The organism is Flavobacterium crocinum (assembly GCF_003122385.1).
Taxonomy (GTDB): domain Bacteria; phylum Bacteroidota; class Bacteroidia; order Flavobacteriales; family Flavobacteriaceae; genus Flavobacterium; species Flavobacterium crocinum.
The window spans coordinates 3,762,399-3,789,123 of record NZ_CP029255.1 but is presented as its reverse complement, the minus strand read 5'-3'; the positions used below and the strand labels follow the sequence as shown (position 1 = coordinate 3,789,123).

Annotated in this window: 25 protein-coding genes; all 25 read left to right on the top strand. The window is 35.9% G+C overall.

What is annotated here, in order from left to right:
* The first annotated feature begins 143 nt into the window (after positions 1 to 143).
* The 25 genes from HYN56_RS16810 to HYN56_RS16690 all read left to right on the top strand — a co-directional run bounded on the left by HYN56_RS16810 (position 144) and on the right by HYN56_RS16690 (position 26,725).
* Complete coding sequence (locus HYN56_RS16810; RefSeq protein WP_109193236.1) at positions 144 to 773, top strand: nitroreductase family protein; 630 nt, start codon at positions 144 to 146, stop codon at positions 771 to 773.
* Between the two features lie 527 nt (positions 774 to 1,300).
* Positions 1,301 to 1,774: a Dps family protein gene (locus tag HYN56_RS16805; RefSeq protein ID WP_035644102.1), complete on the top strand. Its 474-nt coding sequence runs from the start codon at positions 1,301 to 1,303 to the stop codon at positions 1,772 to 1,774.
* A 46-nt stretch (positions 1,775 to 1,820) separates the two neighbouring features.
* Positions 1,821 to 2,516 carry a LytR/AlgR family response regulator transcription factor gene (locus tag HYN56_RS16800; protein WP_109193235.1) on the top strand — a complete coding sequence of 232 codons (696 nt, stop codon included), beginning with the start codon at positions 1,821 to 1,823 and terminating at the stop codon, positions 2,514 to 2,516.
* An 82-nt stretch (positions 2,517 to 2,598) separates the two neighbouring features.
* Complete coding sequence (locus tag HYN56_RS16795; RefSeq protein ID WP_109193234.1) at positions 2,599 to 4,815, top strand: hybrid sensor histidine kinase/response regulator; 2,217 nt, start codon at positions 2,599 to 2,601, stop codon at positions 4,813 to 4,815.
* A gap of 553 nt (positions 4,816 to 5,368) precedes the next feature.
* Positions 5,369 to 5,926: a hypothetical protein gene (locus HYN56_RS16790; protein WP_109193233.1), complete on the top strand. Its 558-nt coding sequence runs from the start codon at positions 5,369 to 5,371 to the stop codon at positions 5,924 to 5,926.
* Between the two features lie 50 nt (positions 5,927 to 5,976).
* On the top strand, positions 5,977 to 6,408 hold the full coding sequence (locus HYN56_RS16785; protein WP_167398326.1) for a lipocalin-like domain-containing protein: 432 nt from the start codon (positions 5,977 to 5,979) through the stop codon (positions 6,406 to 6,408).
* Between the two features lie 11 nt (positions 6,409 to 6,419).
* On the top strand, positions 6,420 to 7,388 hold the full coding sequence (locus HYN56_RS16780) for an NAD(P)H-quinone oxidoreductase (RefSeq protein WP_109193231.1): 969 nt from the start codon (positions 6,420 to 6,422) through the stop codon (positions 7,386 to 7,388).
* 36 nt (positions 7,389 to 7,424) lie between these two features.
* Positions 7,425 to 7,976: an antibiotic biosynthesis monooxygenase gene (locus HYN56_RS16775; RefSeq protein ID WP_109193230.1), complete on the top strand. Its 552-nt coding sequence runs from the start codon at positions 7,425 to 7,427 to the stop codon at positions 7,974 to 7,976.
* 229 nt (positions 7,977 to 8,205) lie between these two features.
* Positions 8,206 to 9,246: a cupin domain-containing protein gene (locus tag HYN56_RS16770; RefSeq protein ID WP_205727621.1), complete on the top strand. Its 1,041-nt coding sequence runs from the start codon at positions 8,206 to 8,208 to the stop codon at positions 9,244 to 9,246.
* An 11-nt stretch (positions 9,247 to 9,257) separates the two neighbouring features.
* Entirely contained in the window at positions 9,258 to 9,977 is a 720-nt protein-coding gene (locus HYN56_RS16765) for a YoaK family protein (RefSeq protein ID WP_167398325.1), read from the top strand.
* A complete protein-coding gene (locus HYN56_RS16760) occupies positions 9,961 to 10,413 on the top strand; it encodes a redoxin domain-containing protein (protein WP_109193227.1) in 453 nt (150 codons plus the stop codon). The genes HYN56_RS16765 and HYN56_RS16760 overlap by 17 nt, the downstream gene beginning before the upstream one ends.
* Before the next feature lie 12 nt (positions 10,414 to 10,425).
* Entirely contained in the window at positions 10,426 to 10,941 is a 516-nt protein-coding gene (locus HYN56_RS16755; protein WP_109193226.1) for a DsbA family protein, read from the top strand.
* A 92-nt stretch (positions 10,942 to 11,033) separates the two neighbouring features.
* Positions 11,034 to 11,906, top strand: a complete 873-nt coding sequence (gene fdhD / locus HYN56_RS16750; RefSeq protein ID WP_109193225.1) for a formate dehydrogenase accessory sulfurtransferase FdhD — start codon at positions 11,034 to 11,036, stop codon at positions 11,904 to 11,906.
* Between the two features lie 18 nt (positions 11,907 to 11,924).
* The gene (locus HYN56_RS16745) at positions 11,925 to 14,291 is read left to right on the top strand and encodes an FdhF/YdeP family oxidoreductase (RefSeq protein WP_109193224.1); all 2,367 of its coding nucleotides are present in this window, start codon (positions 11,925 to 11,927) and stop codon (positions 14,289 to 14,291) included.
* 639 nt (positions 14,292 to 14,930) lie between these two features.
* Positions 14,931 to 15,749, top strand: coding sequence for an alpha/beta fold hydrolase (locus tag HYN56_RS16740; RefSeq protein ID WP_109193223.1), 819 nt, complete (start codon positions 14,931 to 14,933; stop codon positions 15,747 to 15,749).
* Positions 15,750 to 16,015: 266 nt separating this feature from the next.
* Positions 16,016 to 16,648, top strand: coding sequence for a hydrolase (locus HYN56_RS16735; RefSeq protein ID WP_109194845.1), 633 nt, complete (start codon positions 16,016 to 16,018; stop codon positions 16,646 to 16,648).
* A 41-nt stretch (positions 16,649 to 16,689) separates the two neighbouring features.
* Positions 16,690 to 18,087, top strand: coding sequence for an alginate export family protein (locus HYN56_RS16730; RefSeq protein WP_109193222.1), 1,398 nt, complete (start codon positions 16,690 to 16,692; stop codon positions 18,085 to 18,087).
* A gap of 19 nt (positions 18,088 to 18,106) precedes the next feature.
* Complete coding sequence (locus HYN56_RS16725; RefSeq protein ID WP_109194844.1) at positions 18,107 to 18,829, top strand: M17 family peptidase N-terminal domain-containing protein; 723 nt, start codon at positions 18,107 to 18,109, stop codon at positions 18,827 to 18,829.
* Positions 18,830 to 18,837: 8 nt separating this feature from the next.
* Positions 18,838 to 20,724, top strand: a complete 1,887-nt coding sequence (locus HYN56_RS16720; protein ID WP_109193221.1) for an amidohydrolase — start codon at positions 18,838 to 18,840, stop codon at positions 20,722 to 20,724.
* Between the two features lie 9 nt (positions 20,725 to 20,733).
* Positions 20,734 to 21,162 (top strand): DoxX family protein, encoded by a 429-nt coding sequence (locus tag HYN56_RS16715; protein WP_109193220.1) that lies wholly within the window; start codon positions 20,734 to 20,736, stop codon positions 21,160 to 21,162.
* A 2-nt stretch (positions 21,163 to 21,164) separates the two neighbouring features.
* Positions 21,165 to 21,638 carry a Dps family protein gene (locus HYN56_RS16710; RefSeq protein WP_091498535.1) on the top strand — a complete coding sequence of 158 codons (474 nt, stop codon included), beginning with the start codon at positions 21,165 to 21,167 and terminating at the stop codon, positions 21,636 to 21,638.
* A gap of 11 nt (positions 21,639 to 21,649) precedes the next feature.
* A complete protein-coding gene (locus HYN56_RS16705; protein WP_109193219.1) occupies positions 21,650 to 22,315 on the top strand; it encodes a YoaK family protein in 666 nt (221 codons plus the stop codon).
* 115 nt (positions 22,316 to 22,430) lie between these two features.
* Complete coding sequence (locus tag HYN56_RS16700; protein ID WP_109193218.1) at positions 22,431 to 24,644, top strand: tetratricopeptide repeat-containing sensor histidine kinase; 2,214 nt, start codon at positions 22,431 to 22,433, stop codon at positions 24,642 to 24,644.
* Between the two features lie 9 nt (positions 24,645 to 24,653).
* Positions 24,654 to 26,012, top strand: coding sequence for a sigma-54-dependent transcriptional regulator (locus HYN56_RS16695; RefSeq protein WP_109193217.1), 1,359 nt, complete (start codon positions 24,654 to 24,656; stop codon positions 26,010 to 26,012).
* Between the two features lie 95 nt (positions 26,013 to 26,107).
* On the top strand, positions 26,108 to 26,725 hold the full coding sequence (locus HYN56_RS16690) for a TMEM175 family protein (RefSeq protein ID WP_109194843.1): 618 nt from the start codon (positions 26,108 to 26,110) through the stop codon (positions 26,723 to 26,725).

Genomic DNA, 26,725 nt, shown 5'->3' with positions numbered 1-26,725 from the left:
ACAAATGTAATAATAAGGAAAAACAGATAATTATTCTTTAGAGAACCAGAATAGGACCGATTTGAAGTTTCCCATAGCAATTCAAGCCTCGAAAAACAAAACAATATAATCTATATTTGCTGAAATTTAAGATAGATACAGTAATGAACTTAATAGAAAATTTAAAATGGCGCTACGCCGCAAAAGCTTATTCCAACATTAAAGTAGCAGAAGAAAAAGTTGATCAGATCTTAGAGGCTATAAATCTTTCAGCATCTTCTTGCGGTTTACAATCTTACCGTGTTTTTGTTGTAAGCAATGCGGAAATCCAAAACAAATTAGGTGCTGATTCGTATAATAAACAGATTAGCTCATGCTCTCATTTACTGGTTTTTGCTGCCTTCAATGACATGACTCCGACTTATATTGACAATTACATGGCAATGACAGAAAAACAAAGAGGTCTTGATGCTGGTGCCTTATCAGGATTTAGAAATGGATTACATTCCTATTTTGGATCTATCGATACAGAACAAAAAGCTATTTGGGCGTCTAAACAGGCTTATATTGCACTAGGAACTGCACTTATCGCTGCAGCAGAATTAAAAGTAGACGCCACTCCTATCGAAGGATTTAATGCCTCTATTATCGATGAGGTTTTGGGGCTGAAAGAGAAAGGACTGCATACTACAGTTATCCTCGCTTTAGGTTATCGCGATTCTGAAAAAGACTATATGGCAGCTACAAAAAAAGTTCGTTTACCTATAGATGAAATGATAACGAAAGTTTATTAATAGTATTAGAAATGTTAATTATTATAGAAAAAGTATATGTTCAACCTTGTGGACTTGATACCTTCTCTGCTATAAAAATCTAAGTAATTTATACCATTTTTATCCTGCATAATTTTTGTGACAGAATCATGGAGTATTATTATGAAAAATTTAAAACCAGCGACATCCAATAACTTAACAAAGAATGAAGAGAGACTATGGATTTACGATATTTTACTTTTTTCTGGTTACTGTTCAATTTCGGAAAATAAAATCTTGTTTTAAAATGATTTAATACTTTCCACAATTATTTGAATTTGGCTGAGAAGATTTAAACAGCATTTAATGCTGCAAACTTCCATAAACATTTGCAGACATAAAAAGATTATACTTTTTTCAGTCAGACTATTTCCTCAAAAGACAAGAATTCCATTTCAACGACTCATTTTGCCTGTTTACCTAAAAACATCTCTCTTAAAGAAGTTTTCTAATGACCTTTACATAAAGAAAAACAAGCCTTAGTGCTTATAACTTAAAAACTTGAAATTATGAAAGCAACCATTGGCCTTACAGAAAAAAACACAGATGCTGTTTCTAATGAATTAGCAAAACTACTGGCAGACGAATTTGTACTTTATACTAAAACCAGAAATGCACACTGGAATGTTACAGGCGATAATTTTCATGCCAATCACATTTTCTTCGAAAATCAGTACAAACAGCTGGATGAAATCATTGACAGTGTTGCAGAACGCATGCGTAAAATTGGTCACTATGCACCAGCAACCTTAAAATCATATCTTGAACTTACACATCTTACCGAATATAGCGAAAGGACAAACGATGGTTTAGGATTTATGAAAGATCTATTAAAAGATCATGAAAGCATTATTGAATTTATCCGTGGTAACATTACTCCTTTTGCTGATGATTACAAAGATTACGGATCAAGCGATTTTATTACGGGTTTAATAGAAATTCATGAAGAAATGGCATGGATGATACGCTCTTACTTTAGATAAAATAACAAGGAATAAGTATATTTGTCTAAACCAAAAACCAAATACCATGAAAGCGTTAATTGTTGATGACAACGATATTGCAAGAACCACTTTGTCACATTTGGCGAAACAAATTCCGAATCTTACTGTTGTAAATGAATATTCAAATGCCATTGAGGCTTATCATCATTTACAGGAAAATCACGTAGATTTGATCTTTTTGGATATCGAAATGCCAGAGATGACAGGAATCGAGTTGACAAAAAACCTTTCAGGCAAAGATATCATCATCATCTTCACCTCTTCTAAAAAAGAATATGCGCTCGAAGCATTTGAACTGAATATTGCAGACTATATCCTAAAACCGATTATGCCTGCAAGATTTTTACAAGCAGTAAGTAAAGCGCAATCTATCATTGAAAGCAGAAAAGAGAATGTGCAGTTTGGCAAAGAAGAGTTTTTATTCGTTAGAGATTCCAATATTACAAGACGCTTAAAACTGGATGATATTTTTTATGCTGAAGCAATGGGCGACTATGTAAAGTTTTACACGAAAGAAAAAATGTTTGCCATACACGGTAAAATGAAAACGGCTGAAGAACGCCTGCCAAAAGATGATTTCATTAGAGTACATCGTTCCTATATCGTTTCTATTGGTAAAATTGATACTTTACAAGATGGTGGCATTATGATTAATAAAAAATTTATTCCTGTTGCAGATGCTTACCGAAAAGCGCTCAATACAAGAATGAATGTTTTCTAAATACCATTTCGTTTTTGTCTGCCGGGTAAACTAGAATCCTGTCTTATTGATAAGATAGTACAATTTCATATACACTTATTTTATGATAAATACGTCTACCGTAATGGGTAACAAACACTTTAGTTATTTTATAATCAGTAGTTTTATTTTATGCAGCATATTATTGATTGCTGTACAAATTAATTCGGCTCAAAATACTAAAGAACTCATACGAAATAACAACACGCTTTTAAACGAACTGCGCTCCAGCAATCATTTAAGAGAAATCGACCGTGATATTTTAGGGGTCGAAAGCAGAATTCGGGCTTCTATTGCTACCAATGACACTACGCATCTCGAAGGGATTGACCAGAAAATCAGACAGATTAGAAATTTTCTGGATTCATTGTCTGTAGATAATTCAGATCCTGAAGAAGAAAAATTAATCCAAAGACTTGGAGTTTTGGCACAGGATAAAATGGTGACAAAAGGAAAACTGCTGCATCGTTACGATTCTGTTGGTAATATGGATGATGACAGCTCGATAGCAAATCCGAGAGCCAGAATAATTTCTAATGAGATTACCGACATTACAGCAAAAATTTATCACAAGCGCCAATTGCACATGGTTGAACTTAGAAATCTAAGTTTGGAAATGGGACAAAGAGCCAAACTCTATGACATTTCATTATTGGTTTTGTTAGTTGTAAGCGGGGCCGTTATTGGATATCATATTATGCGACAATTCAGAAGACAGCATTTTCTCATCAAAGAATTGGATATTGCAGAAAAAAAAGCATCGATTGCTGCACAAACCAAAGAAAATTTTCTGGCGAATATGAGTCATGAAATCAGAACTCCTTTGAGCGGTATTTTAGGTTTTACTAATTTATTACAGAAAAGGAATTTGGACGAGACTTCTGCAGAGTTTGTGACTTCAATTCAGCGCTCGGGCGAAAATTTAATGACCATTATTAATGATATACTCGATTTATCTAAAATTGAGGCCGGAATGATGCGTATCACGCCAGGAATATTCAGTATCAACGGACTATTAGATTCAGTTGAAACACTTTTTCTGGAAAGAGTAAAAGAAAAAAAACTAACCATTTCCAGTAAAGTCGATAGTTCAATTCCGGATACTTTGATAGGCGATGCTACCAGACTGACGCAGATATTGGTAAACCTTATTGGAAATGCTATAAAATTTACCCATCAGGGATCTGTAAGCATCGAGGTTTACAACAAACTGCAAAATGAAAATCAGGTTATTGTGGGCTTTAAAATCACAGACACCGGAATTGGAATTGATAAAGAAAAACTTAACGAAGTCTTCGAAAGATTCAATCAGGGTGAAGACTCTACAACCCGAAATTACGGAGGAACTGGTCTTGGTTTATCAATAGTAAAAAAGCTAATTTTATTACAAGACGGTGATATTGAAGTATGTAGTGAACAAGGAAAAGGAACCACTTTTAGTTTTCATATTCCATATGGCATTGCTAAAGAACAGCTTAATTCTAAACCCATTGTAAATATTAGCCATTTTAAAGATATCTCGAACACTGCTTTGAGAGTTTTGGTTGTAGATGATAATGCGATCAATCAAAGTTTAATGAAACACTTGCTTTTACAATGGAATGTTGATTTTGATATGGCTTCTAATGGTTTGGAAGCAGTTGAATATCTGAGAAAAAAAGATTGTGATTTGGTGTTAATGGATCTGCAAATGCCTCAAATGGATGGCTATACTGCTGTACAGCAAATTAGAGAAATCTTAAAACTGGATATTCCGATAATTGCCATGACGGCACATGCACTTCCTGGGGAAAGAGAAAGATGTTTGAGCCGAGGCATGGACGAATACATCTCAAAACCAATAAAAGAAGAAGAACTTTTTAAACTGATTGCCAATTTTGGACTAAAAGAATCAAATTCAGAAACAACAAAAATTCTACAATCTAATCCTGTTTTTGAGCATATCGATCTTTCGTATATGCAATCGGTAAGCGGTGGAAACAAAACGTTTGAACAAACCGTGACTAAACAGTTTGTTGACAATGTACCGCTGCATTTGGAACAACTCAAAACGGCTTATCGAAATGAGGATTTTAAGATTGTAAAACTCAGAGCGCATGATTTGCAATCTAGTGCAGCAATAATGGGCTTACTGCCTCTTTTAGAAGAAAAACTCGATATTCTTGAAATGGCTGTCGAACAAAACACAATTTTGCAGCAGCTTTTAGACGATGTAGAAAAGATTTTGAACTCATCCCTTTTAGAAGCTAAAATACTTTTTGAATTGCTGCAAAATAAATAAGAAAACAACTCGTTTTTAGTAAAACAAATTATCTTACTATATATTATTCAATTGAGAGACTGTTCCAAAAGACAGTCTCTTTTTTCATTTGTTCCTTTTTGTTTTTCGAACATAGCTCAAGATTTCGATCTCGGGAAAAGCTTGGCATTCAGATTGTGATGATAATTGTGTTTTAATTATTTATATGTGATCATCTTTGTGTTCCAGTGGTTGAAACCACTGGCTATGTTTTATAAAACTGAAATCTTTTTCCATTCCTGCATTAAAATATAGCCCGAGGTTTCAACCTCGGGAAACGTATTGAATTCCTATTGCGCCGATAATTTCGTTTTAATAATGAACATGAGTATCATTGTTCCCCAGTGGTTGAAACCACTGGCAATGCTTGCTCAAATTGAGGTCTTTTTTTGCTCTTCATTTTGAACTTCAAAAACAACAAACGATTGATTTCGCTTTTTCAACGAGTGCTTTTGCCCATTCGATGAATAGTAGGATGTTTCACCGTTTTAAGGAGGTAAATTTACTTCAGTTAAACATTTAAAACCAAAAAATCATGGAAATCATCCAAACCAAAGAAAACGCATTATCACATTCAGCAGTTACAGCTATCATTAATGCTCCAATAGAAAAAGTAAATATCGCGGACTGGCTTTTAAACCTTCCGGATGCAGAATACCAACGTTGTTCTACACAGCATATCGGCGCGGGAATTACGAGCACTTATGAAGGCGAGCCGATGTCAATTAATGTAGAAACAATTGGCGACGCTTTAATGGTACAGCACTATGTGGCAACCGTCCACCGTCCGGATTATTGCCGTATGTTGTCTGTCTCAGATTCAATCACTAAAAACGGACGTACTAAAGTTCAGGTTTTATGGGAACTTAAAGCAACTAAAATCGATGATAATACCTGTCTTTATACTAATGAAATTCACGCAACTGCCACTCCGGAAATGTTTGAATATCTAAAAGAACATGGTGTTGATTTAGCAGGCGCGGCAGCTTCAAGACAAGCTGCTTCTGACGCACACAACCACGAAGAAACTCCAAATTTTGCTAAAAGTATCGAGAACAAAGCATTAACTGGAAAATACAATCAGCCATTTTAATAGCATAGAAATCGAGCGCACCAATGTGCGCTCCTTTTATTTTGAGTATTATGAAAAAAAACTTGTTTGAAATACTAGTCGGATCTTGGACTTTAGTTGAACTGATTGAAGTACCTTTAGAGGGTGGAGAGATTACAAATCCAATGGGAACCAAACCAAAAGGCATTATCATTTATAATCGTGACGGCTATATGTCGGCACAAATAATGAATACTGATTTTGAACATTCTGATACAAAAAATAATAAACCTTATCTGGCCTACTCCGGTCCTTTCAAGACTGATGACGAAAAACAGATAGTCAGTCATACCATGTATGTTTCGCTTTTTGAAAATTGGAGAGATCAGACACAAAACAGGAAAGTTCTTTTTAAAGATGGATTACTGCATCTGGAAACCGAGAAACCATTTATGAGTAATTCGCATTTGGTAATTCATAAACTTACCTGGAAAAGAATAGGACAACCAAATAAAAACCATTAATCAAAAACCAAATGAAAGCAATAGTCATAACGCAATCTGGAGGTCCAGATGTATTAAAATTACAAGAATATCCGACTCCGGAAGTAAGCGGAGACAAAGTATTAATAGAAGTAAAAGCAGCAGGGTTAAACCGTTCTGATATTTTCCAGCGTGAAGGCAATTATCCTGCGCCAACCGGAGTTTCATCTGAAATTCCCGGTTTAGAAGTATCTGGAATTATAGTCGAATGCGGTCCAGATGTTACCGATTTTAAAGTTGGTGATAAAGTCTGTGCTATTCTTGCTGGCGGCGGTTATGCAGAATATGTCAGCGTGCGCGAAGGTCAATGTCTTCCAATTCCATCAGGATTAACTTTTGCAGAAGCGGCAAGTCTGCCCGAAACGGTTTTTACAGTATGGTCAAATGTTTTCCAAAGAGGAGCTCTTAAATCTGGAGAAACTCTTTTGATTCATGGCGGTAACAGCGGAATTGGTATTACAGGAATCCAAATCGCTCATGCTTTAGGACTGCGTGTAATTGTGACGGTCGGATCTGATGAAAAAGGTCAAAAGTGCCTTGATCTTGGTGCTGATTCTTATATCAATTACAAAACTCAGGATTTCGAAACCGTTTTGCAGGAAGAAGGTGTTGATGTTATTTTAGATATGATTGGCGGCAATTACCTTAGTAAAAATGTAAACATCCTAAAACCCGAAGGCAGATTAGTGCATATTAATGCCGTAAGTGGCAGTCACGTAGATCTCGATATTTGGAAAGTGATGCTAAAGCGTTTAATTATTACCGGAAGTACATTAAGAAGCAGAGAGTATGATTTTAAAAGACAATTAGCTAAAGAAGTACAAAAAAACGTCTGGCCATTGATCGAATCGAAACAGTTTAAACCAATAATTTATAAAACTTTTCCTTTCACAGAAGCTCCTGATGCACATCGACTATTAGAAGACGGCAGCCATACAGGTAAGATTATATTAGTTCAATAATTACTGAAAAGAAAACGCAACCTAAAAAACAGTACTATGGAAAATCAAGGCGCATCTGTTGTTATTACGCACCACATTCTGGATGGGAAAGAACAGGAATATGAAAAATGGCTGGATAAAATTGTTCCTATTACGAAACATTCAAATGGTTTTATTGACTTGCAGATGGTGCGACCAATTCCGCATTTAACGTTTGTTTATACAGTCATTATCCGATTTGATACTATTGAAAACCTAAAATTATGGATGGAATCCGAAGATCGAAAAATACTCATTCAAAAAGCAAATCCTTTATTTAGAAAAAATGACAATTACCAAATAAAATCGGGGTTGGATTTTCTTTTTAATGCCGAAAATGAAGGGACTAAAGTACCTGTCCGCTGGAAACAATTCCTTGTTACCTGGTCAGCCATTTATCCATTGTCACTTTTAATTCCATTGTTGGCACTCCCCTTTCTAAGCTTTTTGAAAATCCCTCAAAATCATTACTTTGATGGATTAATAATTTCGGGAATCATCGTTTTTTTAATGGTATTTGTCGTAATGCCAAATTATACCAAACTGATCAAAAAATGGCTTTATAAATAATAAAGTCTATCCATTATATAAAATCAAAAATCACTGTTTATTGCAGTGATTTTTGATTTTAAATCCTTAAAAAATAAACTCATTATAGTTTAATAAGCCAAATAATTTCCTAAAGTTTCAACGACTCATTTTGCCCATCCAACGAATTCAAACTATAGTCCGCGTATATCTTTAATAGCTTTACAATAGAATTACAAACCAATATAATTAATCATCAAAAGCTATTATTATGACTACCGAATTATTAAGTTTCAAATACGAACTGGAAAAAAAAGAACCACGCACCAATGATGGCGGCACAACAAGAGGAGCTTCTGTAAAAGATTTTCCTGCTTCAATTGGCATTGCAGGAGTTTCAATGCGATTACAACCCGGAAGTATGCGCGAATTGCACTGGCATGCAAATGCAGCCGAATGGGCTTATGTTATTTCAGGAACTGTGCGTACGACTATTATTCATCCAAATGGCAAAAGTTATACTGATAATTTCGAACCGGGAGATGTTTGGTATTTCCCAAAAGGATACGGACATTCTATACAAGCAACAGGAACAGAAGAATGTCATTTTATTTTAATATTCGATAATGGTAATTTTTCTGAAGATCATACCTTTAGCGTAACCGATTTTGTATCCTGTATGCCACCGGAAATTGTTGCTCAAAACTTAGGAATCTCAGTTGAAGAAGTCGCTGCATTACCTCAAAAAGAAGCTTATTTTGCTGCCGGAATTGTTCCGGATGAACTATCCTTTACAGCCGCTTCCAGACCTGAAGAATCTGATGTCGAATTAACCAATTTACACCGTTATCCATTGCATTCTCAACAACCGAGAATAATTCCGGGTGGTGGTTTGCAAAGATTGGTAACGAGCAAAGAATTTCCTATCAGTACAACAATGGCAGGATCAATTATAGAACTACAACCTGGTGCTTTGAGAGAAATGCACTGGCATCCAAACGCTGATGAATGGCAGTATTATATTTCCGGTCAGGCCGAAATGTCTGTGTTTTTAGCAGAAAGTACAGTGGTAACGGAACAATTCAACGCAGGAGACGTTGGTTATGTGCCAATGGGCGCCGGACATTATATCAAAAACACAGGAGATACCGTTTGCAAAATTTTAATCGGATTTAACAGTGGTGTTTATCAATCTATTGATTTGAGCGAATGGCTTTCAGGAAATCCAAAGGATGTGGTGGTAACGAATTTTGGTTTGGCGAAAGGTGAAATCGAAAAATTTCCTAAAAGTAAATTATTCATTCAACCTTAAAAGTAAGCATTGTGGCTGCCGAAACACAGTTCATTGATTCGTCTGAACAAACCAGATCACAGGAAAAACTAGCCATTTTTTTGGCATTTATTGCTGGTTATCTTGATGCTACAGGTTTTCTTAAATGGAAAGTATATGTTTCTTTTATCAGCGGAAACAGTACGCAACTGGGAATCGCTTTATCAAGTGGTAAACTAAACATACTTATTTCATCTTTAAGTGTTATTGGCTGTTTTGTCTTCGGAATATACGCGGGAACCTGTATTTCGTTATGGCGAGAATCTAAAATTCAGACACTGCCATTTTATATTGTTTCCGGTATTCTGATTGTCTATACAATGGCATCCAATTATTATACTATAAATAACGGATTGTCGATTCCTATAATTCTATTTTCAACTGGCGTTATGAATACCATTGTAACAACAGTCGGAGACCAAAAAATAAATACCGATTTCGTAACAGGAACTCTAAATAGTCTGGCTAGAAATACAGCAATGCTAAGTCTGTCCCGCAATAAAAACAGTCGGAAGTTTTATAAACTGAATGCTCTTCGGCTTTTGTTATTATGGATTGGCTTTTTACTCGGAGCATCAGTTGTTCCGCTTATGCTTCCATTATTAAAAAACTGGACACTAATTCTGCCCGCTGCATTATTAAATATTTGTGCATTGCTATTGCTTATAACTGACTTTAACCTTAAAAATAAATCTTATGCTGAAGAAAAATGACATTGCCCCGGATTTTACACTATTTGCAACACCCGACCAAAAAATCACTTTATCAGAATTTAAAGGACAAAATGTGATTCTGGCTTTTTATCCAGCCGATTGGAGTCCGGTTTGCAGCGATCAAATGGCACTTTACAATGAAATGCTGAAATTTTTCAAGAAATACAATGCCGCAATTTTCGGTATTTCTGTAGATAGCAAATGGTGTCACATGGCTTTTTCTCAATCCAGAAATCTGCATTTCCCTTTATTGGCAGATTTTGAACCGAAAGGAGAAATATCAAAAAAATACGGTGTCTACAATGAGACCGAAGGCGAATGCAATCGTGCTCTATTTGTAATTGATAAAGAAGGAATTATACAATGGAGTTATCTCTCACCAATGGCGGTAAATCCCGGAGCTGATGGAATTCTGGAAGCTTTAGAAAAAATTTAAAACCAACTAATTATGTCACTACAACCAGAGGTCAGTAAAACTGATCATATACAAGGAAAAAAAGATGCTAAAATAGTAATCGTAGAATACGGAGATTATCAATGCCCTTATTGCGGGGCAGCTTATCCCGTTCTTAAAGAAATGATGAAGAAATACGGCAAACGGATAGAATTTGTTTTTAGAAATTTTCCATTATCAGAAATGCACCAATACGCCCGTCCTGCGGCAATTGTCGCAGAAGCGGCCGCATTGCAGGGAAAGTTTTGGGAAATGCACGATTCCATCTACGAAAATCAGAGAGTTTTAAGCGAACCCCTTTTATTAGAATTAGCCGATAAATTGGGACTAGATCCTTATCAATTTAATGCTGATATTAAAAAACCGGAACTGGCTGCAAAAGTAGATTCTGATTTTGAAAGTGGCGTCATGAGCGGTGTCAATGGTACTCCCTCCTTTTTTGTTAACGGAAGGAAATTTAATGCTGGCGCAGATGATCTGTTACTGCTTATAAGTGAAATTGTGAAATAAAGGAGTACTGATAAGTATCTATTTAACGGAGTAAATCTATATTTTGAACCAATTTTTAATTAAATTTACGTAAGAACCTTAATTATCAGAATATGGAAATAAATTATTCGGAATTAGTTTCCATCAAACACGTAAACGTCCAAAGAATAGACGGCAACGAGATTTCATCGTTTTTAGACACACTTTCCGTTGAGGAACCTTTGGAAATCAGGCTTTCTTATGGTTCTGATTCAGAGAGAATTCAAAAAAATATTTCGGTTACGATGCGAACTCCGGGCAATGATATTGATCTGGCAATAGGTTTTCTGTTTACAGAAGGAATTATTACTTCTTTTGAAGATGTTCAGGATGCTTATCCTTTAAAAACGAATTGTGTTTCTCAAAAGCAAAACATTGTACAGGTTGATCTTAAGGAGAGTTTCAGTCCAAATTTAATGCAGACGGATCGAAATTTCTATACCACTTCAAGTTGCGGCGTATGCGGAAAAAGTTCGATTCAGTCTATAAAAACGGTAAGTCCTTTTAGCAACTTAGTGAGACCAAAAATTGCTATTGATGCATCCGTTTTTTATAAACTTCCTGAAAAATTAAGAATCGCACAAAGTGATTTTGAATCCACTGGAGGTTTGCATGCTTCGGGACTTTTTAATAGTCAAGGCGATTTGATTCTTTTAACTGAAGATGTTGGAAGACACAATGCATTAGACAAATTAATTGGAAGATCATTAATAAACCAATCACTGCCTTTAAACGAACATATTTTGCTTCTAAGCGGAAGGGCAAGTTTTGAATTAATCCAAAAAGCAGCAATGGCCGGAATTTCTATCATTGCTTCTATTGGCGCTCCGTCGAGTTTGGCAGTCGAACTTGCAGCAGAATTCAATATCACTCTTTTAGGATTTCTAAAAGATAACAGATTGAACATATACAATTCATCGAATCAAACCGTAATCGTAACACAATAGCCATTAAACCAAAATGTAATGAAGAACGATCAGCAACAAAATACAGATGATTTAACCCATAAATTACCTGAAGCGGAAAATCCATACCAGCTTTCTAAACTTAAATTAACTAAAGTTGAAAAATGGGCAGCCGGTGTTCCTGCGGTGATGGCTGCGGTAAGTGATCTTATTGAAGACAAAACAGTTCTTAGAGGCGGAAAAGCTTTGTTTAAAATGAATCAAATGGGCGGTTTTGACTGCTCGAGCTGTGCGTGGCCAGATCCTGATGACGATCGATCTCCTTTGGGTGAATATTGCGAAAACGGAGCAAAAGCTTTAGCTGAAGAAGCTACAACCAAAAAAGTTACTGCTGCTTTCTTCAAAGAAAATTCTGTTTACAGTCTTTCTCAGTTAGATGATTATCAGATTGGAAAAATGGGAAGATTGACGGAACCTGTGTATTTGCCCGTTGGCGGAACGCATTATCAGCCTATCACCTGGGAGGATGCTTTTGGAAAAATTGCTTCTCATTTAAATGCACTAGAATCTCCAAATGAAGCTGCTTTTTATACTTCGGGAAGAACCAGTAATGAAGCTTCGTTTCTTTATCAGCTTTTTGCAAAAGAATTTGGAACCAATAATATGCCGGATTGCTCTAATATGTGCCACGAAACTTCCGGAACTGCTTTGAAAACTACAATCGGAATTGGAAAAGGAACAGTTACTTTAGAAGATTTTTACGATACTGATCTTATTATAATAATCGGACAGAATCCAGGAACTAATGCACCCCGAATGCTGAGCGCTTTAGAAAAAGGCAAAAAAAACGGCGCAAAAATCATTGCTGTCAATCCGCTGCCTGAAGCTGGTTTAATGGGATTTCATAATCCGCAGGCCATAAAAGGAATAATTGGTTCTGGCGGAAAACTAACCGATCTTTTTCTTCCCATAAAAATCAACGGCGATATGGCTTTGCTGAAAGCTATTGAACTTTTGTTAATTGAATTGGAAAAGAAAAATCCGGGGGAAGTTTTTGACCATGAATTCATCAGAGACAAAACAACTGGTTTTGAAAATTTCCAGAAACAATTTGAAAATTTAGATTTAGATCATCTTGCCTTTCTTTCCGGAGTTTCTAAAGAATTAATTATTGAAGCTGCAGAAATGATTGCTTTCAAAAAAAGAATTATCATTTGCTGGGGAATGGGACTTACACAACAGCCAAATGGCGTTGACATGATTAGAGAAATTGTCAATATTCTATTGATTAAAGGCAGTATTGGAAAACCCGGCGCCGGTGTCTGTCCGGTTCGCGGACACAGTAATGTGCAGGGAAACCGAACGATGCTTATTGATGAGAAACCTACAAACGAACAATTAGACCGTCTGCAAGCTTATTTTGGATTTAATCCACCAAGAAATCACGGTTATGATGTCGTTGGAACTATAAAAGCAATTCATGAAGAGAAAGTAAAAGTGATGTTCTGCATGGGAGGAAATTTTCTATCGGCTGCGCCAGATACTACTTATACTGCTGAAGCACTTAGAAAACTGAAACTTTTGGTTTGTGTATCTACGAAACTCAACAGAGGTCATTTAATACACGGAAAAGAATCTCTGATACTGCCAACGCTTTCCCGAAGTGATATGGATATCGTAAATAACGAAATACAGATTATCAGTACCGAAAATTCTATGGGTGTTGTGCAGTCTTCAAAAGGCGTACTTCAACCCATATCAGACCAATTCCTAAATGAAACTCAAATTGTCTGCCGTATGGCCATGGCAACGCTTGGTGAAAAATCTGTTGTTAATTGGCTGCTGTATCATGGCAGTTATGATGCCGTGAGAGACGCAATCGAAAACTGTATTCCGGGTTTTGAAAATTACAATGTCAGAGTTAGGGAAAAAGGTGGTTTTTATCTGCCAAATGCTCCTCGTCATGGCGAATTTAAAGCCAAAGAATCGGCTGATCGTGCGGCATTTACTTTAACTGAAATTCCCGATAACGAATTAGAAGCAGATGAATACATGATGGCTACAACGCGCACGCATGATCAGTTTAACACTACTATTTACGGCATGGATGATCGCTACAGAGGAATAAAAAATGAACGACGCGTTATTTTTATGAATCAAAATGATATTGATAAAGCAGGATTCAAAGCGGGAGACAAAGTAGATTTATTCAATTACAATGATGGAATCGAACGAATTGCTCCTTTATTCCTTATCGTTTCGTATCAGATTCCAGAGCGGAATACGGTAACTTATTTTCCTGAAACAAATGTATTGGTATCTGTAAATAATGTCGTGAAAGAAAGTAATATGCCAGCCTCTAAATACGTGAAAATAAAAGTAAAAAAACATGACCCTGCCATTTACCAAAAGATAAAACGAATGTAATTCTTCAGTAAAACCAACCAAAATAATGTTTTCTTAAAGTACGGAAATAAAATTATTGCTTAATTCAATCTGAACATCGTTGTTCTAATCAGGATTTTCAAAGCAATAAAAGGGAAAGCTATGCTTTGGAGTTATCATATAATCTTTCTGAAATACTGAAACTGTTTTGTAAAACATCGAAGTAGAATTGGGTAGTTTGACGACCCTAAATATCAAAAAAACAATTCAAAACTTTCATTTTATTCCTTTTCCAAAATCAGCCTCTTTCGAAAAAAATGCTGTTTAAAATACTTTTTTATTAAAAGCGGATAATAAATCTACGAAATATCGTAAATTCAAAAACACTTCAAAAACACTTAAAGCCTTACAAACAAGCGAATTAATATACACGGCATATTGTTTGAAAATACTGTACCAAAAATATTCTTAATCAAAAAATATGGAAACAGTACTTCGAAAAAAAAAAAGATAAAAAAGAGATTTTTTTCTTTCTTAATCTACATTAATCAACAAACTTTCATTCCTGTTCTAAGTTTGTAAAAAAAAACAACAACATAATTGAATCAAAATCAGATTTAATTACGATCAGAATTTTAAACAATTATATATAAACATTTATTAATCCAAAACCACATTAAGATGAGCACTATTAAAGCACAAGACGGAACAGAAATTTTTTACAAAGATTGGGGAACAGGTCAGCCAATTGTTTTTCACCACGGATGGCCATTATCATCTGATGACTGGGATGCACAGATGATGTTTTTTCTAAAACAAGGATACAGAGTTATTGCACATGATCGTCGCGGACATGGTCGCTCTGGTCAAAGTTCTGAAGGAAATAACATGGAAACTTACGCTTCAGACGTAGCAGCATTAACTGAAGCACTTGATTTAAAAGATGCTATTCACGTAGGACATTCAACCGGAGGTGGAGAAGTAATCCGTTACGCTGCAAAATACGGAAAAGGACGTATTGCAAAAGCAGTAATCATAAGCGCTGTAACACCTATTATGATTCAAAACGAAGATAATCCTGAAGGTGTTCCTTTAGCTGTTTTTGATGAAATCAGACAAGGAACCGGGTTCAACAAAGCGCAATATTTCTACGACTTCCCTATTCCATTTTACGGATGGAACCGCGAAGGACAAACTATTAAAGAAGGAATTAGACACAATTGGTGGCGTCAGGGCATGATGGGATCTGTTTATGCTCATTATGAAGGCATCAAAGCTTTCTCAGAATCCGATTTTAAAGAAGATCTTAAAAGTTTAGACATTCCCGTTTTGGTACTTCACGGAGAAGATGACCAAATTGTTCCTTACGATCAGGCTCCAAGGGCGGCAAAACTTTTGAAAAACGGAAAACTAATTTCTTATCCTGGTTTCCCTCATGGTATGCCAACTACAGAAGCAGAAACAATCAATAAAGATATTCTTGCTTTTATCAAAGAATAATTTTTCTTAATAAAGAAACTAAAAACTGTCTGCAAGGGGACGCCTTTACCGACGGTTTTAAATCTTCCAAAAAGGGTTTCTATTTGAACTGAAATCAAACAGAAACTTTCTACACTTTTTCCTGTATAACGAATAAGGCTTAATAAAATCACGAAATATCGTAAATGCTTTTGGCATCCCAATAGCACAATGTCTTGCTATACAATAAAATGAATGTTTGGCACTTCATTGGCTTGACTAATTATAAATCTAAAAAAATAAATATCATGAAACCATCCGTAAACTTATTATCACCAGATAACCATGCATTAGTATTAATCGATTTTGAAGGACAAATGGCTTTTGCAACCAATAATATTGCAATAAGTGAACTTCGTAATAATGTTGCTATTATCTGTGGTGCGTCTAAAATTTTTAATGTACCCACTATTGTAACTACTGTTTTTGAAGAAAGTTTTGCGGGTCCTGTTTTTCCGGAAATCGAAGAATATTATCCAATTGCCACTTCAGGTTATATCGATCGTACTACAATGAATACCTGGGAAGATGAAAATGCTTACAAGGCTATTACGGGAACAAAAAAACAAAAAATAGTTTTAGCCGGATTATGGACAGGTGTTTGCATCGTTGGTCCGGCTTTATCAGCACTTGAAGAAGGTTACGAAGTTTATGTTATCACAGATGCGTGTGGTGATGTGAGTGATGAAGCTCATGAACGTGCTATTCAGAGAATGATCCAGGCAGGTGCACAACCTGTGACTTCTATTCAATATATCTTAGAACTGCAAAGAGACTGGGCGCGTCAGGAAACCTATGTTCCGGTAACAAACTTAATGAAAAAACACGGTGGTTCTTATGGTTTAGGAATTCACTATGCTCACAACATGCTGAAACACTAATTCGACTAATTCATTTTATTATAAATCTCTTACGCTTCATTATGTTGGAATCATCAAAATCCATATCGCCAAACAAATTCTTCCGGATTATTCTTTTATGCTTTCTTTTAATTGGAACAACGACAATAGCTCAAAGTTTTAAGCTTTTGCGTTACGATGAAAATTATGAATTTCTAAAAGATTCAAACAGAAACTTTTATGAAAAACTAAAATTCATTCCGTTAAACAAACAGAAAGATATTTATATGTCTCTTGGAGGCGAAGCCCGATATGAATATGTTGATTTCAACAATGAAGATTGGGGAAGATTAAATATTGGTCACAACAATTTTTTACTGCAACGTTATGATCTTCATGCCGATATTCATTTAGGAAAAACCTTTAGAGTATTTGCTCAGTTAAGAAGTGCCCTCGAAGACGGCCGCGTAAACGGAGCAAGAGGAATTGATGAAGATCAGTTAAATGTTCAGAATTTGTTTCTGGATGTAAATGTCTGGCAGCAAAAAGACAAAAAAATAACCATTCGTGCCGGAAGACAGGAATTAGATTATGGTTCCGGAAGATTAATTTCTGTTAGAGAAGGTCCAAATGCAAGACTTTATTTTACAGGAGCCAAATTAATGTATAACTCTTCAAGAGTATCTGTTGATGCCTTTGCGATGATGGCAGATACAATTCATACAGGAGTTTTTGACAATAAAATGTCTAAACAATTCAATCTATGGGGAGCTTATTCTAAAATAATCTTTCCAAAAGCAGGAAATCTCGATGTTTATTATCTCGGAATAAGAAGAGACGAATCGCTTTTTGAAGAAGGAATCGCTCCGGAAAGACGTCATACAATTGGAACAAGATTATGGAAATACGGCGGCGGATTTATATACAATCTGGAAGCGGCCTATCAATTTGGAACTTTTGGCTCAGGGGATATTAATGCCTGGACAGGATCTGTCGACATTGGATATATGTTTGAAAACACAAAATTTAAACCTACGATAAATCTCCGAAATGACTATATCTCAGGAGATAGAAATCAGGGAAATGGAAATCTTCAGACGTTTAATCCGCTTTATCCAAAAGGAGGTTATTTTGGCTTTAGCCCTCAGGTTGGCCCCGTAAACCTTATCGACATTCATCCTTATGTTACGATGGATTTACTGCCACAACTTAAGATGCAGGTCGATATGGTATTAAACTGGAGATACTCAACTCAAGATGGAGTTTACAGGCCAAGCGGCATGCTGAACCTTCGCGGAAGCGATTCTGACGAAAAATATATTGGAACTGCTTATCTGGCTAATTTCACGTACAACGTAAACAAATATATTTCAGTAGTCAGTGGTATTCAATACTTTAAAACTGGTGCTTTTATCAATGACATTATTCCGAACTCAAAAGATGGTGTTTTCTTTAACACCCGACTTGGATTCAAATTTTAACAATACTAAACCCTTAACAATGAAAACAAAAACTTCAATTTACAAATTCAGATACTCCTATCTCTTTCTTTTAATCCTAACATTTTCGTTTAATGGCTTTGCACAAACAGCTTCAATCGGTTCTACAGTTACCTGGGGAAAAGTAGATGGAGTTGCCGTAAACGGATTGGTTCAGGGTCCATCCGCTGCAGAAGCTGACCTTCAGGTTGCTTGTGTTTTTGAATATACAGAAGGTGATATTTTCAATCCTCCTGCTCTTCCGGCAAATTTAAACGGAATGGTACATTTAGACGATGCCTTAAAAGGTATTATAACTGAATTACGTAAAAGCGGAAAATTTACAGGTCATTCTCTTGAAACTTTATTGATTACACCTCCAAAAGGAACTTTGGCTTCAAAACAATTATTACTGATTGGATTGGGAGACCGCACCAAATTTACTCCTGATTTAATGATTAGCGTTGGAAGCACCGCTATGCGTGAAGCTTTACGTTTGGGCGTTTCCAACTATTCTTTTGCAAGTGATATTAAAGATGCAGGAATTGATTCTCCAACGGCTTTGGTGGCTACAAATGTAGTTTTAGGTTCATTCGAAGCTTATAGAACACAATCTTATCTAAAAGCAAAAAAATTAGCTGACTACAAACCTTTAACAAAAGTTATTCTGCTTGCAGGACCTGCTTTTTATACTGTTGCCGGCGAGGGAATCAAAGAGGCTATTGCAAAATTGAACGCTAAATAATCGAAATTATGAAAGCAGATCTAATTCTATTCAACGGTAAAATTCATAGTTTCAACACCGAAACACCAAACGTAACCGCAGTTGCCATAAAAGATGGGAAATTTATTGCTGTGGGAAACGACAGCAGTGTTATGGAATTGGCATCTGAAGAAACTAAAATAATCGATCTTCAAAATAAAAGAGTGGTTCCCGGAATTAACGATTCTCACATTCACCTGATCCGAGGTGGTTTGAATTATAATTTAGAATTGCGATGGGATGGTGTTCCTTCACTTGCAGATGCGCTCCGAATGCTAAAAGAACAAGTAGATCGTACACCAAATCCGCAATGGGTTCGTGTGGTTGGCGGCTGGTCTGAATTTCAGTTTGCCGAACGCAGAATGCCAACTCTTGAAGAAATCAATGCGATAGCTCCTGAAACTCCGGTTTTTATTTTGCATTTGTATGATAGAGCCATTATGAACAGAGCAGCCTTAAAAGCGGTTGGTTATACTAAAAATACACCTGCCCCGCCGGGAGGACATATTGAGAGAGATACAAAAGGCGAACCAACCGGATTGATCATTGCAACACCAAATGCTATGATTTTGTATTCGACTTTGGCTAAAGGCCCTACTCTTTCGTATGAACATCAAATCAATTCGACACGTCATTTTATGAAAGAACTGAATCGTTTTGGAATTACCAGTGTTATTGATGCCGGCGGCGGATTCCAGAATTTTCCGGACGATTATAAAGTGGTCAATGAACTGAACGAAAAGAAACAATTAACGGTTCGAATTGCCTATAATCTTTTCACTCAAAAACCGAAACACGAATTTGAAGATTTTGAAGATTGGATTGATACCGTGAAATTATATCAGGGCGATGATATGTATCGTCATAATGGAGCGGGCGAAATGTTAGTTTTTTCTGCAGCTGATTTTGAAGATTTTCTACAACCAAGACCTGATCTTCCTGAAAACATGGAAGCCGAATTGGAAAAGGTTGTTCGTCTTTTGGTAGAAAACCGCTGGCCGTTCAGACTTCATGCTACTTATAATGAAAGTATTACGCGCTTTTTGAATGTTTTTGAAAAAATCAACAGAGAAATTCCTTTTAACGGACTTCCTTGGATTTTTGACCATGCGGAAACTATTGACGAAAGAAACATCGAACGTGTAAAAGCGCTGGGAGGCGGCATTGCAATTCAAAGTAGAATGGCGTATCAGGGAGAATATTTTACGGATCGATATGGAGCAAAAGCAGCAGAAAACACACCGCCAATCAAAAAAATGATTGAAATGGAAGTTCCTGTTGGTGCAGGATCAGATGCTACCAGAGTAAGCAGTTACAATCCGTGGGTTTCCATGTATTGGATGACGGTCGGAAAAACGGTTGGAGGTCTACAATTATACAATGAAACGAGATTGAACAGACAAACCGCTTTGGAACTTTATACTAGAGGAAGCGCCTGGTTTTCTCAGGAACAGACTAAAAAAGGAGATATTAAAGTAGGAATGTTTGCGGATCTAGTAGTCCTGGATCGTGATTATTTTACAATTGACGACGAAGACATCAAAAAAATCGAATCGGATTTAACGATTGTCGATGGAAAAATTGTCTATGCAAATGGTGATTTTTCTTCATTCTCACCGCCTCACATTCCGATTTTACCTGATTGGTCGCCAACGAATATTTACAACGGATATCCTGTTAGAAGCGGTTTGCAGAGTGCTATAGAAAAAAATGCAAAAGCGGATGCAAAACCAAAACTGACAGCACAAATTCATAGCTGCTCCGGAAGTTGTGATGTTCACGCTCACAATCACGATGTTGCCAGAATGAGCAATGTTCCTGTAAATAATTATAACGCATTTTGGGGCGCTTTGGGCTGTTCCTGTTTTGCATTTTAAACTGAAAAAATGAACGAAATTATTAAACTAATCCTGCACTCCGATTTAGGATCAACATTGAACAATACAGCAATTTTAGTTTTTAGAATACTGCTGGCTGTTGAACTATTCAGAGTACATGGAATGAAAAAATTCAGATTGGAAAACGGACAAAAAGAACATGTTCCGAATCCACTGCATTTACCGGAAAAACTAAACGGGTTAATGGCAACATTTTCAGATACTGTAGTTCCTGTTTTTATTATACTAGGCTTAGGAACCCGTTTGGCTGTCCTTCCAACAATTGGTGTTACTGCAATTGGTTATTTTGTAGTACACCGAAAAGATTCACTGGAAGTCCGTGACGTTCCTTATATGTACACTTTATCCTTATTACTGCTGCTTGCACTTGGAGCAGGAACCTATTCACTTGATTATTATTTATTAAACCTTATTTAAAAATGAAAGCAAACATCGGAATCAAACAAGAAAGCATCACAACAGTAGTGGATGTATTAACAAAAGTCTTAGCTGACGAATTTGTATTGTATACCAAAACAAAAAAAGCACACTGGAACGTTGAAGGTCCGGATTTCTACAACAAACATCTTTTCTTTGAACAGCAATACGAAGCACTTGACGAAATTGTTGATGCAGTTGCCGAAAGAATCAGAACTTTAGGACACTACGCTCCGGGAACTTTAAAAGAATATCTGGCATTAACGCATTTAACAGAAGAATTAAAAGGTCAAAACGACAGCATCAGTTACATTAAAGAGTTATTGGTGGATCACGAAAGCATTTTAATTCATTTGCGTGAGAACATCAATAATTTTGCTTCAGAACTTCAGGATGCCGGAACAAGTGATTATATCACTGGTCTTTTAGAAACGCACGAAAAAATGGCCTGGATGCTTAGAGCACACTTAAGCTAAAAAATAATTTTATGGAAATACAAAAAAACATTTGGTACGTAACCCTGCTTCTCACGATGATAGCAGGGTATTGCGATACCGTAACCTTTGTCGCGGCGGATTCTATATTTTCAGCTCATGTTACGGGTAACTTTATTGTCTTTGCTTATCAGATTATCAAAGGCTCAGACATTCATGCGTGGGTAAAACTGCTTACTTTCCCCGTCTTCATCTTAGCCGTCATTACCGGTGGAAGAATTGCTTTAAAAAGTGCTAATCATTACACTATTTTATGCTGGGAAGGTGTTATTCTGGCAGTAAGTGGTATTGCTTCTTACATTTTTGGATACTTAGAAAATACAGCTGAATGGACAGTTTATGCTATAGCCATGACAACTGTATTTGCAATGGGACTTCAGAATGCTTTTGGAAAGCTTTACGCCAAAGAAACTTACGGTCCAACAACCATGATGACAGGAAATGTAACTCAGGCTTCTCTTGATCTTGGAAATCTGCTCAAAAACGGATTAAAAGATGTCGATGTGCTTTTAAGTTTTAAGAAGCAACTTGTTACTATTATTGGATTTCTTACAGGCTGTTTTTTAGGAGCAGTTGCCGGAAAGTTTTTTGGATTAGGAACTTTAATTATTCCCGGTACAGCCATGATAATTTGTTATTGGTATCACCGCGAAAGCTAGAAAAACATTGACATCAGGTTGCAGTTTTCTGATAATAGAGTATCTTTAAAAATTGAAATTTAATCCCCTAAACCACTTGAAAAATTACTCCTGTTTTCTTTGTCTTGCATTTTTAATGTTTCTTATAAACACAAAAGGAAATGCACAGTCTGTTGAAAACCCTGACGAATTAAACAAGAAAATAGCTGAAGCTCAAAACAATACTAAAAAAGTAGAATTGCTTTTAAGGTTAAGCAGCTATTATCTCAATAAAACAGGCGAAATTAAAGCAGATCTGGACAATGCAGATCGTATCAATACACAAGCCAATTTATTAAGTGATCGTTTAAAGTATAAAGTCGGGAAAGGAAAATCAATTCTTTTAGGGGCTCAGATTTACAGAGAAAAAGGCGATATCGAAAATGCATTAGAAAAAACCAAAAACGCGATTGCCTATTCTAAAAAAAATAATCTTATAGAGCAGCAGGCAGCAAGTTATGCCGAATTCTCTATATATGATGCCGATGTTGAACAAAAAGCCAAATACAAAAAACTAGCCATTCAGTTTTATAAAAAGGCCGGAGCCAAAGAAAAACAAGCTACAACTTTAAAAGAACTGGGTGAATTATACAGTATAAATGAACAGCCGGATAAAGCAGAATCGTTTTTACTCGAATCTCTTGCACTTTATAAAACAATAAAATACAAAAAGCTGCAAGGTGTTTACAATCTGCTTTCGGAAGTAAATACCCAAAAAGGCAATTATCCAGAGTCTTTAAAATTTGCACTTTTAGCAGAAAAAACAGCTATTGCCGTAAATGATACTTCACTACAGTTAAGCTCTATTTACAATCATGTTGGACTTGTTTATTATTACTTGCGCCAAAATGATGATGCAGAAGAATACTGGTATAAAGCCTTTGAAATTGCTAAAAAACATAACGATACAGAGTATGTTAGAACAATCGGAGAAAATCTTTGTTCATTGCTTATTCGTCAGAAAAAAGAAAAAAATGCTCTTAAACTGATTAAAGAAATGCAGGTAAAATTTCCAAGCTCTAACATGGAACGAATCATGAAAGAGAATTACCTGCTTTTTAATATTTACAGAATCTTAAATGATAATGCAACGGCTGCAATTTACTATAGAAAACTGGCTGATTTCTATGGTAAAAATGCAGATCGAAACGGAAACAGCATTGCGATTTTAAGAAGTTTTGCTTCTTATCAGTATCAAATAAAAAAATACGATGATTTCTACAGAACGGTAAAAAGACTGGACACTTTGGCGGCAAGCGCAGGAAACAATTTAATTCGGTCAGAAAGTTATTTAATCTGGTTTAAAGCCGATTCTTCCAGAGGAGATTATCTGAATGCCATCAAACATTATCAACTGTATAAAAGTTTATCTGATTCTGTTTTTAAAGGCGAAAAAAGCAAACAGATTAACAGTCTTCAGATCGAATTTGAAAGCGAGAAGAAAGATAAAAATATAGATTTACTGCAACAACAGGCGAAAGTACAACAAATACAGATTCAGAAAGATAATGTAATCCGATCTGTTTTTATAGGAAGCGTTGTTGTTCTGATACTTTTTTTAGCGTTTTTGTATAATAGCTTCAGAATAAAAAAGAAAAAGAACGAAGCATTAGAAATACAGCGTCAGCAGATTAACGAACAAAACGAGCTGAACAAAAAAATGCTCATTGAAAAAGAATGGCTTTTAAAAGAAATTCATCATCGTGTGAAAAACAATCTTCAGATTGTGATTAGTTTATTAAACACACAATCTGCTTATCTCGATAACGAAGATGCCTTAATGGCGATACAAAACAGCCAGCACAGAATGCACGCTATGTCTTTGATTCATCAAAAACTATATCAGTCTGATAATCTGGCTAATATTGACATGTCCTGGTACATTTATGAGTTAATCAGTTATATGAAAGAATGTTTTAATACTGATAACAAAATCCATTTTGTACTCGATACTGAAAAAGTCTGTCTTGATGTTGCTAAAGCGGTTCCGTTAGGGCTAATTATAAATGAAGCCATAAATAATGCTATTAAATATGCTTTTCCGTCAAACCGAAAAGGAGAAGTCATTATTAGTCTGAAAAAAATAGAAAATAATGATTACAAACTTATTATAGCAGACAATGGTGTTGGGCTTCCGGAAGATTTTCATGACACCGAAAGAGATTCTCTCGGAATGAATCTAATGATGGGATTGACAGATCAAATTGATGGAAATTTTGAGATGAAAAATGACAATGGGTTAAAAATCACGATTACGTTTACAAGAAATACAGAATTTGAAGTTATAGACGAAAGTTCTGAAATCATATAAATCAAGGTAATGAAGGAGAAAATTCTAATTGTTGAAGATGAATTTATTGTAGCAAATGATTTAAAAATCATGCTAATTAAAGCGGGCTATCAAATAATCGGTATTGCTTCATCGGTTGTTCAGGCCAGAAAGTTAATCGAGGACAAAAAACCGGACTGGGTATTGCTGGACATTATGCTAAAAGGCAGTCTAACCGGAATTGATCTCGCATGGGAACTTCGGGAGTTACAACTTCCTTTTCTTTATATTTCTGCCAATACCAACCAAAGTACGCTCGAAGCTGTTAAAGCAACACATCCGTATGGTTTTATGGTGAAGCCTTTTCGCGAAAAAGATCTTATCGTAATGCTTGATATTGCTAAATACAGATTTGATCAGGAAACAGGAACATTAACCGATAAAAATACCCATGAAGAAAATCAGGAAATAGACGGAATCATTGGCAGCAGCCCACTTCTAAAAGAAGTCATTGAAAAGATAAAAATTGTGGCTCCCGCAGAAACTTCTGTCTTAATTTTAGGAGAAAGCGGAACCGGGAAAGAAAGAGCCGCACATTCTATACACGAACTTTCCGGGCGCAAATCCAGTCCGATTGTGGTTGTAAACTGTGCTGCTTTGCCCCATTCACTAATAGAATCAGAACTTTTTGGGCATGAAAAAGGCGCTTTTACCGGAGCCAACTCTATGCGAATCGGAAAATTTGAACAGGCACATGAAGGCACTATTTTTCTGGACGAAATTGGAGAATTACCACTTGATTCACAGGTAAAGTTATTGCGTGTTTTACAGGAAAAGGAAATTCAGCGTCTTGGCGGTAATAAAACCATTAAAGTCAATGTCCGAATTGTTGCCGCAACCAACAGAACCTTAGAAAAAGAAGTTGCAGAAGGTCGTTTCAGACTGGATTTGTATTATCGTTTAAATGTATTTCCAATACAACTTCCAACCCTCAAGGAACGCAAAGAAGACATTGAAGCTCTTGCCTATTATTTTGTAAAAAAATATGCGATAAGTTCCCGTAAAAATGTAACAGTCATAAGTCCGATTGCTTTAGAACAATTAATGCAGTACGACTGGCCGGGTAATATTCGCGAATTAGAACATTTGATTGAAAGAAATGTCCTGCTCGCCAAAACCAGTGAAATTGAAAAATTTGATCTTCCATCCCACAATCAACAACCTTTAGAATTGAAATCCGGAGGATTAAAATCTATGGAAGAAATGGAAAAAGAGCATATTATGAATGCTCTTCAACTCTGCAATGGTAAAGTTTCCGGCCCGGGCGGAGCAGCAGAATTACTTAAAATGCAGCCACAGACGCTGTTCTCAAAAATGAAAAAATTAGGTATCAAACAAGGATACAATTAAGAAACACTGAAGTCACATTTCCTGAATCAATAAGCGCATAGAAACCTATGGGCTGGAAAAGTATTGTCTCTTCGGATTTAAAAAAATCAAAAAAAATGGAAAAAGAAACGATTAGAATAGAAAATTTCAGCGATGCTGTTTTTGCCATTGCGATTACGCTTTTGGTACTGGATCTTCATGCTCCGGACATACAAACTGTAAAAAATGGTGCTGAATTATTAGCGTATTTAAAAAACGAATGGACAGCGTATCTTGCTTTTACGCTATCGTTTTTCAGTATTTTTATTATGTGGGTCAATCATCACAAGATTTTCAAACAAATCTATAGTCGCAATACAGCCATTATGTTTTCAAACGGATTAATTCTTTTTCTTGTAACTGCAGTATCTTATCCTACGGCGCTTTTATCGCGATTTTTCGAAGGAGAAGCTTCCAGTATTTCGGTTGCTATTTATACCGGAATTTTTGTTCTTATCAATATTTCGTATAATCTGCTTTGGTTTATTGCCAGTAACAATAAAAAACTTTTACGTCCCGGCATTACCAATTCAGCAATCAAAAAAATAAGAAACAATTATCTATACGGATTCCCGACTTATTTAATTGCCTTCGGAATTTCGTTTCACTATCCAGCTGCTGCTTTGGCAATCAGCATGCTTTTATTGATTTATTGGGCTGTTTCTTCGGGGAAAATTAATATGGTCGAAGAATAA